This window comes from Rhodobacter sp. CZR27 (assembly GCF_002407205.1).
Taxonomy (GTDB): Bacteria; Pseudomonadota; Alphaproteobacteria; order Rhodobacterales; family Rhodobacteraceae; genus Cereibacter_A.
The window spans coordinates 2,255,277-2,270,798 of sequence record NZ_CP023548.1 but is presented as its reverse complement, the minus strand read 5'-3'; the positions used below and the strand labels follow the sequence as shown (position 1 = coordinate 2,270,798).

General features: G+C 67.7%; 11 protein-coding genes. 3 read left to right on the top strand and 8 right to left on the bottom strand.

Features of this window, described 5'->3' with window-relative positions:
• Positions 1-22: 22 nt before the first annotated feature.
• From puhA to bchF, 8 genes are all read right to left on the bottom strand, one after another.
• Positions 23-805, bottom strand: a complete 783-nt coding sequence (gene puhA / locus CK951_RS11050) for a photosynthetic reaction center subunit H (protein WP_096786198.1) — start codon at positions 803-805, stop codon at positions 23-25.
• 17 nt (positions 806-822) lie between these two features.
• The gene (locus tag CK951_RS11045) at positions 823-2,262 is read right to left on the bottom strand and encodes a PucC family protein (protein WP_096786197.1); all 1,440 of its coding nucleotides are present in this window, start codon (positions 2,260-2,262) and stop codon (positions 823-825) included.
• A complete protein-coding gene (bchM, locus tag CK951_RS11040; RefSeq protein ID WP_096786196.1) occupies positions 2,259-2,927 on the bottom strand; it encodes a magnesium protoporphyrin IX methyltransferase in 669 nt (222 codons plus the stop codon). Before bchM ends, CK951_RS11045 begins: the two co-directional genes overlap by 4 nt.
• A 46-nt stretch (positions 2,928-2,973) precedes the next feature.
• The gene (bchL, locus tag CK951_RS11035; protein WP_096786195.1) at positions 2,974-3,867 is read right to left on the bottom strand and encodes a ferredoxin:protochlorophyllide reductase (ATP-dependent) iron-sulfur ATP-binding protein; all 894 of its coding nucleotides are present in this window, start codon (positions 3,865-3,867) and stop codon (positions 2,974-2,976) included.
• A 65-nt stretch (positions 3,868-3,932) separates the two neighbouring features.
• Positions 3,933-7,514: a magnesium chelatase subunit H gene (locus CK951_RS11030; RefSeq protein WP_096786194.1), complete on the bottom strand. Its 3,582-nt coding sequence runs from the start codon at positions 7,512-7,514 to the stop codon at positions 3,933-3,935.
• A complete protein-coding gene (gene bchB / locus CK951_RS11025; RefSeq protein WP_096786193.1) occupies positions 7,504-9,072 on the bottom strand; it encodes a ferredoxin:protochlorophyllide reductase (ATP-dependent) subunit B in 1,569 nt (522 codons plus the stop codon). Before bchB ends, CK951_RS11030 begins: the two co-directional genes overlap by 11 nt.
• Positions 9,073-9,142: 70 nt before the next feature.
• Positions 9,143-10,429 (bottom strand): ferredoxin:protochlorophyllide reductase (ATP-dependent) subunit N, encoded by a 1,287-nt coding sequence (locus tag CK951_RS11020; RefSeq protein WP_096786192.1) that lies wholly within the window; start codon positions 10,427-10,429, stop codon positions 9,143-9,145.
• Entirely contained in the window at positions 10,426-10,908 is a 483-nt protein-coding gene (gene bchF / locus CK951_RS11015; protein WP_096786191.1) for a 2-vinyl bacteriochlorophyllide hydratase, read from the bottom strand. Before bchF ends, CK951_RS11020 begins: the two co-directional genes overlap by 4 nt.
• Before the next feature lie 430 nt (positions 10,909-11,338).
• On the opposite strand from bchF, the gene CK951_RS11010 reads away from it, so the two are divergent.
• The 3 genes from CK951_RS11010 (at position 11,339) to bchE (ending at position 15,521) form a co-directional block, all read left to right on the top strand.
• Entirely contained in the window at positions 11,339-12,091 is a 753-nt protein-coding gene (locus CK951_RS11010) for a B12-binding domain-containing protein (protein WP_269770431.1), read from the top strand.
• Between the two features lie 50 nt (positions 12,092-12,141).
• Positions 12,142-13,536: a transcriptional regulator PpsR gene (ppsR, locus tag CK951_RS11005; RefSeq protein ID WP_096786190.1), complete on the top strand. Its 1,395-nt coding sequence runs from the start codon at positions 12,142-12,144 to the stop codon at positions 13,534-13,536.
• Between the two features lie 152 nt (positions 13,537-13,688).
• A complete protein-coding gene (gene bchE, locus CK951_RS11000; RefSeq protein WP_096786189.1) occupies positions 13,689-15,521 on the top strand; it encodes a magnesium-protoporphyrin IX monomethyl ester anaerobic oxidative cyclase in 1,833 nt (610 codons plus the stop codon).
• Position 15,522 lies beyond the last annotated feature (1 nt).

The following is a 15,522-nucleotide window of genomic DNA, read 5'->3' as shown; positions in this document are numbered from 1 at the left end:
CGAAGGGCCGCGCCGTAGGGCCTCAGGCGTATTCCGCCAGCATGGCGGCGACAACCGACTTGCGCTTCGGCGCGGCGTACATCAGGCCGCCCGCGACGTAGCCGCAGATCTTGTCTTCTTCCAGGCAGGTCACTTCGGTCGGGTTCTTGATCGTCGGGATGCCGGCGAACAGGTCCGACGACAGCGCGTTGATGTCGACGCGGTTGTGCTTGACCTTGACCATCTGCATCGGCAGCAGCCGGGTCGAGCCGTCCTTCAGCTGGACTTCCAGATAGCGGATCATCTGCTCGGGCACGTCGACCCAGAGATCCACGACCTTGCCGCCAACCTCGAGGTCGCAGCCGCGGACGGGCAGGCCGATCGGGTTCTTGCCGGCCGAGACGTAGAAGCCGGCAGCGGCCTTCATCGGCTTGATCTTGTTGTGGCCGTGGCCGTCGAGTTCCGGCAGGTCACGACGCGCAACCCAGGAAGCCGGGCCCACGCCGTCCTTCATCGGGTCGCCGGTGGGCGCATGCGGGAAGCCTTCCGACACGGCCGTGCGGGCCAGCGGGATCGGACGGTCTTCGCTTTCCGGGCCGGGAACGGTCAGGGTGCCGCGGCCGTTGGGCAGGATGAAGGTCTTCGGCTTCGGCAGCGGGAACGGGCCCTGGTTCGCGGCCGGCGTCCCGTCCTCGTTCTCGAGCGGATAGCCCTCGCGCATGTTCTCGGTCTGGAGGTAGTAGATCAGGCCCGCGAGGAAGATCCAGAAGCTATAGATCGCCAGCGACGCCAGATCGAAGTTTCCAAAAGCAGTCACACCAACCATTTAAGGGTCCTCCGGTGTCAGGTGGGGAAGTCGGCGAGGCCCACGCGGGACCCGCCGACCGGTCGTTCGGATGAGAGGATCGTGGTCCGGACCAAGGGGCCCAGCACGATCAGGGTGGCGAACAGCAGCCCGATCTCGAGGATGTAGACGAAGCTGTAGCCGAAGGCCGCGTCCTGCAGCGCAGCACCGAGATGCCCCGCCTTGGCCCAATGGCCGATGAGGTCGCGCAGCGCGCCGCCCATGAAGATGGCGACGCCTGCCGCCGTGGCCTGCGCAGCCCCCCACGCGCCGAGGGCGAGGCCCCGCCCGGCGAGGCCGGTCACGGGGATCTCCATCGCCATCGTGAGGGTGGCGACGGAGAAGAGACCGCCGCCCATCCCGATCAGCGCCGCGCCGGCGAAGAACATCGCCGAGGACTCCGCGGGCCACGCGAAGAGCACGAGCGAGAAGGCCGCAAGCCCGATCAGGATTCCCCGTCCCGCCATGCGGGCCGGGTCGAGACCGCGCGCCAGCCAGCGCGCGGCAAGGGTGAAGCCGAGGAGCGCGCCCACCGACCACATCGCAGTCAGAAGGGTCGTCGCCGCCACCGGCAGATGGATGATCTCGCCGCCATAGGGCTCCAGCAGGACGTCCTGCATGTTGAAGGCGAGGGTGCCGAAGGCCACCGCGGCCAGAAGCCGGGCGGCGGTGCCATCGTGGTTCAACTCGGCCCAGGCGTCGCGGAAGCGGGGACGGGGTGCCGCGCGCTCCTCCTTCGACATCGGGCGGAAGGCTTCCTGCTTCCACAGCGCGATCAGGTTCAGCACCATGGTCAGGAAGGCGCAGCCCTGCACGACGCGGATCAGGCGCAGCTCGGAGAAGTCCGAGAGCAGCCAGCCGACGATCACCGAGGAAATCGCCATGCCGAGCAGGAACATGACGTAGAGGAGTGCCACGACGCGCGGCCGCGTCTCGTCCGAGGCGCGGTCCGAGGCGAGCGCGAGGCCCGCCGTCTGCGTCATGTGCATGCCGAGGCCGGCCATCAGGAAGGCGAGCGCCGCCAGAACCTCGCCGGCCCAGGTGGGGCCGTGGATCTGGTCGCCCGACAGCACGATCAGCGCGAAGGGCATGATCGCAAGCCCGCCCATCTGCCAGAGCGAGCCGAACCACAGGTAGGGGATGCGCTTCCAGCCCAGCGACGAGCGGTAGTTGTCGCTCCGGTGCCCCAGCAGCGCGCGGAACGGGGCGGACAGCACCGGCAGGGCGATCATCAGCGCCACGACCGTGGCCGGCACCGACAGTTCGACGATCATCACGCGGTTCAGCGTGCCCAGAAGCAGCACCGAACACATCCCGACCGAGACCTGGAACAGCGACAGGCGCAGCAGCTGGCCCAGAGGCAGCCCTTCCGAGGCCGCATCCGCGAAGGGAAGCGCGCCGATCGTCAGTCTCTTCAGCTGCTTCCGCCCCAGGATCACGGCCGGAACTCCAGACACTCGGAGATGTAGAAGCCGCGCGACACGCGCCCGACCTTCACCAGCCTACCCCCCGTCGCCTCGTTCAAAGGCTTGAACGGGTGCGGGATCATGACCGGCGAACGGTCGGAACGCGGAAACAGCTTCCCCATCCACCAAAACGCCATCAGGAAAGGCGTTCGCGGCGCCACGGTAAAGACGACCGAATGCCGCGTTCTCGCGCCGAGCTTGTCCAGCGCCTTCGCGATGTCCGCGTCGGTGTAATAGATCAGGCTGTCCATCGCGACGACGTAGTCGAATTCGCCCAGTTCGTCAGACAGCATGTCGCCGCTGGTGAAATGGACGCGGTCCTGATGCTCGGGCGGCAGCCGCTTCCGCGCGATCTCGACCAGTTGCGGCGAGATGTCCACCGCAGTGACCTGCGCCCCACGCGCGGCAAGCTCGGCCGTCATCTGGCCCGCACCGCAACCGGCATCGAGCACGCGCAGGCCGGTCAGATCCTTCGGCAGCCGCCAGAGCATCCTGGCCCGCATCGTGTCGCGGCCCTCGCGGACGGTCTGGCGGATGCGGCTCACCGGCGCGGAGGAGGTCAGACGCTCCCAGGTATGGGTGGCGGTGCGGTCGAAGTAGTGTTCGACACGGTCGCGGGTGGTCGAATAGTCGTTCATGGGTTCTTCCTGAATGGCCGGGCCTCCTGGCCCGGCAGGGGTCGGATCAATCGAAACCCAGCAACTCGAAAATCTCGCGGTCCGGCAGCGAATGCGGATCAAGCGCCGGGAGACCGTCCCAGAGGCTCTGCGCGAGCCGCAGGTATTCCGTCCGTGCCGCCAGAACGTCCTGATCCTCGTCCATCTCGAACAGCGTCTTCTTCTTCAGGCGCGACCGCCGGATCGCGTCGAGGTCCGGCATGTGCGCCAGCCGCCGGAAGTCCGAGGCCTTGCAGAAGCGGTCGACCTCGTCCGTCGCGCGCGAGCGATTGGCGACGCAGCCGGCAAGGCGCACCTTGTAGTTCTTCGACTTGGCCTGCACCGCGGCGATGATGCGGTTCATGGCGTAGATCGAGTCGAAGTCGTTCGCCGTCACCACCACAGCCTGGTCGGCATGCTGGAGAGGGGCCGCGAAGCCGCCGCAGACCACGTCGCCCAGCACGTCGAAGATCACCACGTCGGTGTCGTCGAGCAGGTGGTGCTGCTTCAGCAGCTTCACGGTCTGGCCCACGACATAGCCGCCGCAGCCGGTGCCGGCCGGAGGGCCGCCCGCCTCGACGCACATCACGCCGTTGAAGCCCTCGAAGACGAAATCCTCGGGGCGCAATTCCTCGGGGTGGAAGTCCACGTCCTTCAGCACGTCGATGACCGTGGGCACGAGGCTTCCGGTCAGCGTGAAAGTCGAGTCATGCTTGGGGTCGCAGCCGATCTGCAGCACGCGCTTGCCGAGGATCGAGAAGGCGGCCGACAGGTTCGACGAGGTCGTCGACTTGCCGATCCCGCCCTTGCCGTAGACGGCAAAGACCTTGGCGCCGGTGATGCGATCGCTTTCGTCCAGGCGAACCTGAACCGAGCCTTCGCCGTCCTCTCCGTTCAGCATCGGTACGTCTTTCGGGCTCATCGGGGGCCCCCTTCATCCTGTTTGAACCATCCCCGCCGCGGCGGGGCTTTCCAGCCGGGACCGCCTTACTCGGCGGCGATCCCCTCGAGCCGGTCTTCCAACTCGTCCGCCGCCCCCTGAAGCGCGGCCAGAGTCTCCGCGTCGGGCTGCCAATAGTTACGGGCACTCGCTTCCAGAAGGCGCTCGGCCATGCGGACGCTCGCTTCCGGGTTCAGTTCGGCCAGACGGCGGCGCATCGCCTCGTCGAGCACGAAGGTCTCGGAGAGGCGCTGATAGACCCAGGGCTCGACCTGCTGGGTCGTCGCCGACCAGCCGAGCGTGTTGGTCACCTGCGCCTCGATCTGGCGCACGCCTTCGGCGCCGTGGCGCAGGAGCCCCTCGTAGTATTTCGGGTTCAGGCTGCGGGCGCGGGTTTCCAGCGCGATCTGGTCCTTCAGCGTGCGGACGGTACCGCCGCCGCGGGTCTGGTCGCCGATGTAGACCGCCGCTTCCTCGCCCTTGGCCCGCTTCACCGCGCGTGCAATGCCGCCCAGCGTGTCGAAGTAATGGTCGACGGTTGTGACGCCCAGTTCCACGGATTCGAGGTTCTGGTAGGCCACGTCCACGGTCTTGAGCGACTTCTGCAAGAGCGCCGCGTTCTGCACGGGCTTGCCCGACCGGCCATAGGCGAAGGACTTGCGCGCTTCGTAGGCGTCGGCCAGCTCGTCCTCCTCGCCGAAGGCCGAGGAGCCGACGAGCACGTTCACGTTCGAGCCATAGGCGCCTTCCGCGTTCGAGAAGACGCGGAGCGAGGCGGTCTCCATGTCCACGCCCATCTCCTGCGCATAGGCCAGCGCATGGGCGCGGATGAAGTTCTGCGACAGGGGCTCGCCCTCGGCATTGGCGGCCTTCCAGGCGGCCTCGGCCAGCATCCGGGTCTGCAAGGGCAGCAGGTCGCGGAAGATGCCCGAGAGGGTCATGATCACGTCGATCCGCGGACGGCCCAGTTCCGAGAGCGGGATGAGGTCGGCGCCCGCCAGACGGCCGTAGTGGTCGAAGCGGGGCCGCGCGCCCATCAGCGCCAGCGCCTGCGCGATCGGCCCGCCGTCCGACTTGATGTTGTCCGAGCCCCACAGCACCAGCGCCACCGTCTCGGGCAGCTTGGGATGGGCGTCGAGCAGCCGCTGCGCCTGCGCGGCACCGTCCTGCAGCGCGAAGGCGGTGGGCATGCGGAACGGGTCGAAGGCGTGGATGTTGCGGCCCGTGGGCAGGATCTCGGGTGCGCGGATCAGGTCGCCGCCCGGCACCGGCTCCATGAAATGGCCGCCGAGGGCGCGGAGGACGCCGGGGATCTCGGTCTCCTGGCGCAGGAGGTTCTCGACCTCGGCACGGCGCTCGGCGTCCATCTCGGGCATCAGCGCGATGTTGGCCGCGATCTGCTCCTCGTCCATGGGTTTGCCCACGACGTGCAGGCCGTCGGTGATCAGCGAGCCCTCGGTTTCGAGAAGCTTCAGCCACATCGTCTCGACCGGGTGCATGTCGAGGTTGACGGCGCGGGCCTGCTCCTGGATCAGCAGGGAAAGCTCTTCGCGTTCAGGAGCTTCCGGGGCGAGTTGACGGTAGCGCGTGAGGCTGTCCTTCAGGTCCTGCAGGCCGCGGTAGAGGCCGGCCTGCGTCAGCGGCGGCGTGAGGTGCGAAACGGTGATCGCGTTGGTCCGGCGCTTGGCCAGCGACGCCTCGGACGGGTTGTTGGCGGCGTAGAGATAGACGTTCGGCAGGGCGCCGATCAGGCGATCCGGCCAGCAGGCGCCCGACATGCCCGCCTGTTTGCCCGGCATGAACTCCAACGCGCCGTGCATCCCGAAGTGCAGGAGCACGTCGGCGTGGTATTCCTCGCGCAGCCAGCGGTAGAAGACGCTGAAGGCATGGGTGGGGGCGAAGCCCTTTTCGAAGAGCAGCCGCATCGGGTCGCCCTCGTAGCCGAAGACCGGCTGGACCCCCACGAAGACATTGCCGAAGTTGTGGCCGAGGATGTAGACACCGCGGCCGTCGGACTGGATGCGGCCGGGGGCGGCGCCCCAGGCCTTCTCGATGTCGGCCAGCCACGGTGTGCCCGACACGATCTTCTCGGCCGGGACATGCGCGGCGATGTTGGCGGGCTGGCCATACTGGCTGGCCGTGCCGCCCAGCACGGCATCGCGCAGCGCCTGCACCGACTCCGGCACCTCGAGCTGATAGCCCTCGCGCTTCATCGCGTTCAGCACGTTGAAGAGGCTTTCGAACACGCCGAGATAAGCCGCGGTGCCAACCGCGCCCGCGTTCGGCGGGAAGCCGTAGAGCACCACGCCAACCTTGCGCTCGGCCACCTTCGAGCGGCGGAGCAGGGCCAGCCGCAGCGCCTTTTCGGCGAGCGTCTGGATGCGCTCGTGGCAGGGGGCCATGGCGCGGGTCTCGGCGCCTTCCTGCGTGGCGCGGCAGCCGCCGGGGCAGCCATCGCAGCCGGCAAGGTCGTGGCGGCCGGCGAAGACGGTCGGGTTGGTGGCGCCGTCGATCTCGGGAAGGGCGACGAGCATGGTGGTTTCCACCGGGCCGAGGCCGCCGCCGGCCTGCGCCCACTGGCCGAGCGTCTGGAATTCCAGCGGATGCGCGGCGATGTAGGGCACGTCGAGGCCCTTCAGCGACTCGATGGCCGCGTTGCTGTCGTTGTAGGCCGGCCCGCCAACGAGGCTGAAGCCGGTGAGCGAGACCATCGCGTCGATGGTGGTGCCCAGCTTGTCATGGAAATAGGCGTCGATCGCGGGGCGCCCGTCGAGGCCACCCGCGAAGGCGGGAAGGACGGCAATGCCCTTCTGCTCGAACGCCTCGATCACCGCGTCATAATGCGCGGTGTCGGAGGCGAGGATGTAGGAGCGCAGCATCAGGAGGCCGACGGTCGCCTTGGCGTTCGCCGGGCGGGGCAGGTCGTTCGGGTCGGTGGTGATGCGGTCGGGCAGGCGCGGGTGGTAGAGGCCGACCTCGGGATATTCGATCGGGGCCTTGGCATGGACCTTGTGCCAGGCCCGGTTCGCGGAATAGCGCGAGACGAGGTAGCGGACCATCTGCTCGAGGTTGTCGTCCGAGCCGCCCAGCCAGTATTGCATCGACAGGAACCAGGCGCGCAGGTCCTGCGCCTTGCCCGGAACGAACTTCAGCATCTTCGGGATGGTGCGGAGCATCCGCATCTGGCTTTCGCCCGAATTGCCCGATTCCTTCGACGAGCCGCGCAGCTTCTTCAAGAGCGCCATCGGACCCGAGGCGGGCTTCTGCATGTCGAGATCGCCCATCTTCGTGAGTTTCACGATCTGGGGATCGGCGATCATGCCGACGAAGGCATCGACCCGCTCGCGCGCGGCCTGAAGTTCGGGGAGCACGGCGTTGATGTGCTCCTCGATGAAGAGGAGGTTCGCGATGAGGATGTCGGCCTTGCCGATCGCCTCCTTCGCGGCGGCGAGGGCTGCGGGCTTCTCGGCCCATTCCGCGGCGGCGTGGATGCTGACGCTGAGGCCCGGGAAGTCCTGCCGCAGCCGCGGCACGATGCGCGCGGCGGGCCCGGCCGCATGGGCGTCGAGCGTGACGATGACGATGTTGTAGCCGGTCTGGCCGGTCGAACTCAGGACTTCACCGCGCATAATGAGCCTTCGCCTCGTACAGGGTCTCGATGCTGATCCGGGTCAGGCCCTTTTCAGCCGCGAATTTCTCGGTGTTCCGCCGCGCCTTGCCGCGCACGAAGAACGGGATCTTCTTCAGTTCCTTCTCGGCGTCCGACAGCCAGACGATCTCGCCCGTGGTTGCCTCGGCCACGACGGGGGGGACGGCCTCCTCGGGGATTGACCCCTCGTCGGCCGTGGCCTCGGCGCGGGGCGCCGATGCCGGCACCGCCTTGCCGCCGTGGTGCGAGGCGCCGGCCTCGTCGTGGAACTCGAAATCCTCGCGGAACATGGTGAGGAGGTGCTCCTCGAGCCCCATGACCAGCGGATGGATCCAGGTGTCGAAGATGACGTTCGCGCCTTCGAACCCCATCTGCGGCGAATAGCGGGCCGGGAAGTCCTGGACGTGGACCGGAGCCGAGATCACGGCGCAGGGGATGCCGAGGCGCTTGGCGATGTGACGCTCCATCTGCGTGCCGAGGATCAGCTCGGGCGCGAGGTTCTGGATCGCCTCCTCGACCTCGAGATAGTCGTCGGTGACCAGCGCCTCGAGGCCGTAGTCCTTCGCGGCGGCCCGCATCGGGCGGGCGTATTCGCGGTTGTAGCAGCCCATGCCGACGACTTCGAAGCCGACCTCGTCGCGGGCGATGCGGGCGGCGGCGATCACATGGGTCGCGTCGCCGAACAGGAACACCCGCTTGCCGGTGAGGTAGGTCGAGTCGACCGAGGCCGACCACCACGGCTGGCGCAGGCGGCTCTCGTCTGCCTTCGGCTCCACGCCGGCGAGCTTCGCCACTTCCGCAATGAAGTCGCGGGTGGCGCCGACGCCGATGGGCACGACCCTGGTGTAGGGCTGCTTCAGCGCCTTCTCGGCCCAGCGGGCGGCGGATTCGGCTGTTTCGGCGTAGAGGAGGACGTTGAAATGCGCCGCTCCCAGCCGGGCGATGTCGGCAGGGCTCGACCCCATCGGCGCCACCACGTTCACCGCGATCCCCATGCCTTGCAGAAGCTGGGTGATCTCGGTCACGTCGTCCCGGTGCCGGAAGCCGAGCGCCGTCGGACCGAGGATGTTGCAGGACACCTGCGCGGTGCGCTCCATCGGCTTGGCGAGCTTGCGGCAGATCTGCAGGAAGCTCTCGTCCGCGCCGAAGTTCTCCTTGCGCTGGTAGGAGGGCAGTTCCAGGTGAACGACCGGAACCGGCAGGTTCAGCGCGTCGGCGAGGCCGCCGGTGTCGTCCTGGATCAACTCGGCCGTGCAAGACGAGCCCACCATGATCGCCTGCGGCTGGAACCGCTCATAGGCGTCGCGGCAGGCCGACTGGAACACCTCGGCGGTATCCGAGCCGAGGTCGCGGGCCTGGAAGGTGGTGTAGCTGACCGGCGGGCGCTTGCCGCGCCGCTCGATCATGGTGAAGAGCAGGTCCGCATAGGTATCCCCCTGCGGGGCGTGCAGCACGTAATGCAGGCCGGTCATGCCGGTCGCGACGCGCATCGCGCCCACGTGGGGCGGGCCTTCATATGTCCAGAGCGTCAGTTTCATGTCCGGTTCCCGGGGCCGTGAGCCGCCCCTTGGCGTTGGGATAGCCGAGAATTGGGATGGTGGGGATGCGTCATTCCGCGGCCTCGCGCCGCAGGATCGCCCGCCGCCGCACCGGCCGCGAGAAAAGACCTGCAAGATCGCCGGCTTGCTCGTAGAAGTGGACCGGCGTGAACACGAGCTCGATGGCCCATTTCGTGGTGAAGCCCTCGGCCTCGAGCGGATTGGCAAGGCCGAGGCCGCAGACCGTGAGGTCCGGGCGGGTCTCGCGCACGCGGTCGATCTGGCGCTCGACGTCCTGGCCTTCCGAGATCACCGGCCCCTCGGCCAGCAGGTCGAGATCCGGGCCGAGGATGCCGCGGTGCAGGAAGGGCGTGCCGACCTCGATGGCGGTCATGCCGCATTCGCGGGTCAGGAACCGCGCGAGCGAGGGTTCAAGCTGGCTGTCGGGGAAGAAGAACAGCGACTTGCCCTTCAGCACCTCGGCCGCGGCGGCCACGGCCTTGCGGGCGCGGGCGCGGGGCGCGGCGGTCACCTCGTCGAACTTCGCCGCCGACACGCCGAACTCGTCCGCGATGGCCTTGAGCCAGAGCGTCGTGCCTTCCTCGCCGAAGGGGAAGGGGGCCGCGATGTGACGTGCCCCGCGGCGGACCAGCGCGCCGTGGGTCTCGCCGAGGAAGGGCTGGACGAGGGCGAAGACGGTGTTCGGGCCGACGCCGGGGGCCTCCGCCGCGTGATGGGCGGGAAGGACGCGCACCGTGCCGATGCCGAGCGCCGAGAGCAGCGACAGCGCCTGATCCTCGACCACATCGGGCAGGGCGCCGACCAGCAGCAGCTCGCGCTTGTCGGTGGCGGGCAGGGTGGGGACGATCGAGGCGAGGCAGGCATCCTCGCCCTGCGTGAAGGTCGTCTCGATCCCCGAGCCGGTGAAGTTGTAGACCCGGACGTCCGGCGCATGGCGGGCCGAGAGCCGCTCGGCCGCTCGGTGCAGGTCGAGCTTGATCACCTCGGACGGGCAGGAGCCGACGAGGAACAGCTGCTTGATGTCCGGCCGGCGCGAGATCAGCCGCTCGACCTCGCGGTCAAGCTCGGCGTTGGCATCGGCGAGGCCGGCGAGGTCCTTCTCTTCCAGGATCGCCGTGCCGAAGCGCGGCTCGGCGAAGATCATCACGCCCGCCGCCGATTGCAGCAGGTGCGCGCAGGTGCGCGAGCCCACCACGAGGAAGAAGGCGTCCTGCATCTTGCGGTGCAGCCAGATGATGCCGGTGAGGCCGCAGAACACCTCGCGCTGGCCGCGTTCCTTCAGGACATCGGCGTTGCGGCAGCCACGGGCGGGCGGGGGCGGTAGATCGAGGCTCACGAGGCGGCTTCCATGTCGAGGCGGGCCATCCGCAGCTTCCACAGGAACTGGCCGGCGTTGATGACGTAGGTGGCATAGGCCGCGAGCGCGATGAACATCTGCAGCGTCTCGGGCTGGCCGGTGAAGAGCGCCCAGAGATAGGCGGTGTGAAGCGCGATCACCCCGAAGGAGAACACGTCCTCCCAGAAGAAGGCGGGGGCGAAGAGATACTGGCCGAAGACCACCTTCTCCCAGATCGCGCCGGTGACCATGATCGTGTAGAGGATGAAGGTCTTCAGCAGGATCGACGCGGTGGCCGCCGTGTAGCCCTCGCCGGTCGCGAGATACCACAGGACGAGTCCCAGCGAGACGGCGAAGACCGCGAACTGCAACGGCGCGAGGATGCCCTGGACGAGCGTCCAGCGCGTGGCGTCCCGCCGCGCGCGCTGTTCCTCGGTGTAGAGCCGCTTGCGCGGGGCCTTGGGAGAATTGGGCTGCATCTTGAGGTTCGCCTTCCGAGGAGGGCCCGCAAAAGGGGCTGCCTTTGGGGGAGATTATCGTTCCGATTCCGAAAGTGTCAATTCTGACTTACATCTTTTGCAGCCGCAGGGGGGTGCGGCAAACCGGCAGACCGACGCCCGGAAGCTGCGACAATACGCCGTGATTGAAAAGGGAAAACAAGCTGATACGCCGCCGCATCCACAGCCTCGCGGAGCAAGGTGTCAATTTTCTTTGACATCTTTCCGCGCTTGGTGAACAGTCTGCCCACGAGCGTCCGGCCGATGCCGCATGCGCCGGTCCTGCGCTCCCCTGCATTCGAACAAGGAGTCCCGCGGCCCGGCTCGCGGGAGGGTGGACCGGTGCCCGGTGGAGCTGGTGATGCATGACGGCTTGCACAGAGAGAGGGTTGGGCTCGCCGGCGACGGGCCGGTGGCCGTCTCCCGCTTCGCGGCCGAGATCGTCGCCAGACTGTCCGCCCGCGACGGCGCCACGAACGCGCCCATGCGCGAGGATCTGGTCCGCCGCCTGCTCGATGCCGTGCGCAGCACGGGACGAGCGCCCTTCGAGGCGCTCAAGCCCGAGCTTCGCCGCGCCCGCGTGAGCCGCGTGGCGCTGGCCGAACTCTACATCCCCGAGGTCGCGCGCCGGCTGGGGCAGGGCTGGCACGAGGATACCTGCACCTTCGCCGAGGTGACGATCGGGACCGCCCGACTGCAGGCGATCCTGCGCGACATCGCCACCTCGTGGTCGGCCGACGAGAGCGGGATGCGCGACGGCCCAACGGTCCTCGTGCTGCTGCCGCAGGGCGAGCAGCACACGCTGGGCGCCATGGTCGCGGTGGCGAAGCTGCGGCGGCTGGGCATCTCGGTCTGCCTCAGGATCGGCACCGGGCCGGCGGAACTGCGGGAACTTTTCGTGCGGCGGGGATTTGACGCCGTGCTCATTTCGATCGCACATGCGGAGATGCTTGAAGTCTGCCGCAATCTGGTGAAGACGCTGAAGGACATGACCGGCAACACGGTGCCGGTCGCCGTCGGCGGGGCCCTCTTCCTCGACGGAACCGAAACCGCGTCACTGCCGGGGGCCGACATCGTGACGAACGACATCGAAACGGCATTGCAGGCCTGCGGTCTTGGCGGAAGCCTGCCCCGACCGCAACAGGGCCGTGCACGTGAAGCTTAGGGCCGCGCCGGCGGCCATTCGGTAGGACATTGAGCTCGGACGGAAGACATATGCTCGCCGGTGGGAAGTTCCCGCCACTCGCGCCGGAACTGGTGAGCGATGTCATCTCCACTGCGGCGGACATCTCGCTTCTCGTCGGCGCCGACGCCCGCATCCGGGCGGTCATGGTCAATCCGCACCATCCCTCGTTCGGGCAGCTCTCCGCCTGGGAGGGCCAGCGGATCGAGGATGTCCTGACCCCCGAGAGCGTGGCGAAATACCGTGCCCGGACCGAGGCGCTGGAACCCGGCCGAGGGTCCGTCGCGGTCGAGCTGAATCACTCCGACCAGCGCAACTTCGAATTTCCGGTGCGCTACGTGCTGCACCGCATCGCCGAGGACCGCTCGATCCTCATGCTCGGGCGCGACCTGCGTCCCATCGCGGAGGTGCAGCAGCAACTCGTTGCCGCGCAACTGGCGATGGAGCGCGACTACGAGACCCAGCGCGAGATGGAAACGCGCTACCGCGTGATCCTGGACGCCTCGCGCGATCCGATGGTGCTGGTCTCGATGTCGACGGGACGGATCATCGACGTGAACGCCGCCGCCGCCATGCTGCTCGGCGGCGTGCGGCAGGACCTTCTGGGCGCAGCCATCGCGCAGGAGTTCGAGGGCCGCCGCCGCGGCGAGTTCATGGAGACCATGGCCAATCTCGCCGTGGCCGACACGGTGACGCCGACCGAGCTGACCGCCCGCCGCTCGCAGAAGCGGGTGCTCGTGACGCCCAAGGTGTTCCGCGCCGCGGGCGAGCGGCTGCTGCTCTGCCAGCTCGACGCGGCCGAGGCCGCCCAGCCGCCCAGCGACGAACTGACCGGAAACCTGACGCGACTCTATCACGAGGGCGTGGACGGGATCGTCTTCACCGACGCCGAAGGCACGATCCGCGGCGCGAACGAAGCCTTCCTGAACATGACCGACTCGTCCAGCCTCGCCGCGATCCGCGGCCGCTCGCTGGCCGACTTTCTCGCCCGCGGCACGGTGGACCTGCGCGTCCTGCTTGACAGTGTCAGGCGCACTGGACAGCTCCGGCTCTACTCGACCCGGCTGACCACGGATTTTGCGGGGCAGATTGCCGCAGAGCTTTCGGCCACCTGGCTCGACGACCGCGAGCAGCCGCTGCTCGTCCTTGTCGTCCGCGATGCGAGCCGCGCCGACACCCTGCGCCGTCCCGCCCCGCAGCCGGGCGTCATCGACGAGCCGGTGCGCAATGTCATGGAACTGGTCGGCAATTCGACGCTCAAGGACATCGTCGCGGAAACCACTGATGTCGTTGAGAAAATGTGCATCGAGACCGCGCTCGAGCTGACCCGGAACAACCGCGTCGCAGCGGCGGAGATGCTCAGTCTCTCGCGCCAGTCGCTCTACGTGAAGTTGCGCAAGTTCGGCCTGCTCAACAAGGACGAGTGACGCGACCCGCCTTGTCGGCCCGGCGGAGCAGCCCTCCGCCCGGCCGCGGCGTCCTCCGGTGTCCCGTCGGGTACGAATGGTCGCTTTGACATGCATCAAATTGCCCGCCAGAGAAGTATGTCAACTGAAATGGACACAGCGGGAGTCCACCAATGCGTATCGTATTCGTTCACCCGAACTATCACTCCGGCGGCGCCGAGATCGCCGGCAGCTGGCCGCCGGCGTGGGTCGCCTACCTCTGCGGCGCGCTGAAGAAGGCCGGGTACACCGACTACCATTTCATCGACGCGATGACCGACTGGGTCTCGCATGAACAGCTTGCCGAAAAGCTCAAGGCGCTTCAGCCCGACGTCGTCGCGACCACGGCCATCACCCCCTCGATCTACGAGGCCGAGGAGACGCTGAAGATCGCGATGAACGTGGTGCCGAACGCCCTGCGCGTGCTGGGCGGCATCCACGCCACCTTCATGTTCCGTCAGGTTCTGGAAGAGGCGCCGCACATCGACGTCATCGTCCGCGGCGAGGGCGAGGAAGTGCTCGTCAACCTGCTCCGCGCCTACGAGGGCGACAACTTCGCCGAGGCGCGCCATCAGGTGAAAGGTCTCGCCTTCCTCGAGGGCGACGAGATCATCTCGACCGCGGCCGCGCCGACGATCAAGGACGTCGATTCGATCGACCCCGACTGGGGCATCATCAACTGGAAGAATTACATCTACGAGCCGCTGGGCGTGCGCGTCGCGATCCCGAACATGGCCCGTGGCTGCCCCTTCACCTGCTCGTTCTGCTCGCAGTGGAAGTTCTGGCGCGACTACCGCGTGCGCGACCCGAAGAAGGTCGTGGACGAGATCGAGAAGCTCGTGAACGAGCATCAGGTGGGCTTCTTCATCCTCGCCGACGAGGAACCGACCATCAACCGCAAGAAGTTCATCGAATTCTGCGAGGAGATGATCGCCCGCGGCCTGCCCGACAAGGTGAAGTGGGGCATCAACACCCGCGTGACCGACGTCAAGCGTGACAAGGAACTGCTGAAGTTCTACCGCAAGGCCGGTCTCGTGCACATCTCGCTCGGCACCGAGGCCGCGGCGCAGCTGAAGCTTGACGTCTTCAACAAGGAAACCACCGTCGCCGAGAACAAGGAGGCGATCCGCCTTCTGCGCGAGGCCGACATCTTCACCGAAGCCCAGTTCATCGTCGGCCTCGACAACGAGACCAAGGAGACGCTGGAAGAAACCTACAAGATGGCGTGGGACTGGCAGCCCGACCTCGCCAACTGGTCGATGTACACGCCCTGGCCCTTCACGCCGCTCTTCCAGGAGATGCGCGACCAGGTCGAGGTGTTCGACTATTCCAAGTACAACTTCGTGACGCCGATCATGAAGCCGAAGGCGCTGACCCGCGGCGAACTGCTCGACGGCGTGATGAACAACTACCGCCGCTTCTACATGAAGAAGGCGCTGTTCCACTATCCGTGGCGCGGGACGGGCTTCCGTCGCCGGTATCTGCTCGGCTGCCTCAAGGCGTTCCTGAAGGCCGGGGTGGGGCGAACCTTCTACGACCTCGGCAAGGCCGGCTACTGGGGCCCGCAGTCCAAGGACAAGGTGGACTTCCACTTCGACGAGACCCGGAAGATCGGCAACGCCCAGATGGCGGACTGGGAGGCCTCGGCCGACCGCGCCGCGAAGGCCGCCGAGCGGCGCGAGGCGCTGCGCGAGCAGGGCAAGGCCCGCGCCGCCGAGCGCAGCGCGGCCAAGGCTGCCGAGGCCGTGCCGGTCCTGGGTGCGGCCGGTGGCTGCGGCGGGCATTCGGACGGGTCGGACTGCGGCTGCGGCGGCAAGAAGCAGCAGCAGGTGGACGAGTTCATGGTCCCGATGGCCTGCGGCGGCGGCAAGGAGCAGATGGCCGAGGACGACTTCGCCATGCCGATGGCCTGCGGTGGCGGCAAGCAGCAGATGGAGGAGGACCAGCTGGTCCGTCCGGCGGAGTAAC

Coding starts and splice junctions, on each gene's coding strand:
- puhA (WP_096786198.1), bottom strand. CDS start 805: ATGGTTGGTGTGACTGCTTTTGGAAACTTCGATCTGGCGTCGCTGGCG.
- bchM (WP_096786196.1), bottom strand. CDS start 2,927: ATGAACGACTATTCGACCACCCGCGACCGTGTCGAACACTACTTCGAC.
- bchL (WP_096786195.1), bottom strand. CDS start 3,867: ATGAGCCCGAAAGACGTACCGATGCTGAACGGAGAGGACGGCGAAGGC.
- CK951_RS11030 (WP_096786194.1), bottom strand. CDS start 7,514: ATGCGCGGTGAAGTCCTGAGTTCGACCGGCCAGACCGGCTACAACATC.
- bchB (WP_096786193.1), bottom strand. CDS start 9,072: ATGAAACTGACGCTCTGGACATATGAAGGCCCGCCCCACGTGGGCGCG.
- bchF (WP_096786191.1), bottom strand. CDS start 10,908: ATGCAGCCCAATTCTCCCAAGGCCCCGCGCAAGCGGCTCTACACCGAG.
- ppsR (WP_096786190.1), top strand. CDS start 12,142: ATGCTCGCCGGTGGGAAGTTCCCGCCACTCGCGCCGGAACTGGTGAGC.
- bchE (WP_096786189.1), top strand. CDS start 13,689: ATGCGTATCGTATTCGTTCACCCGAACTATCACTCCGGCGGCGCCGAG.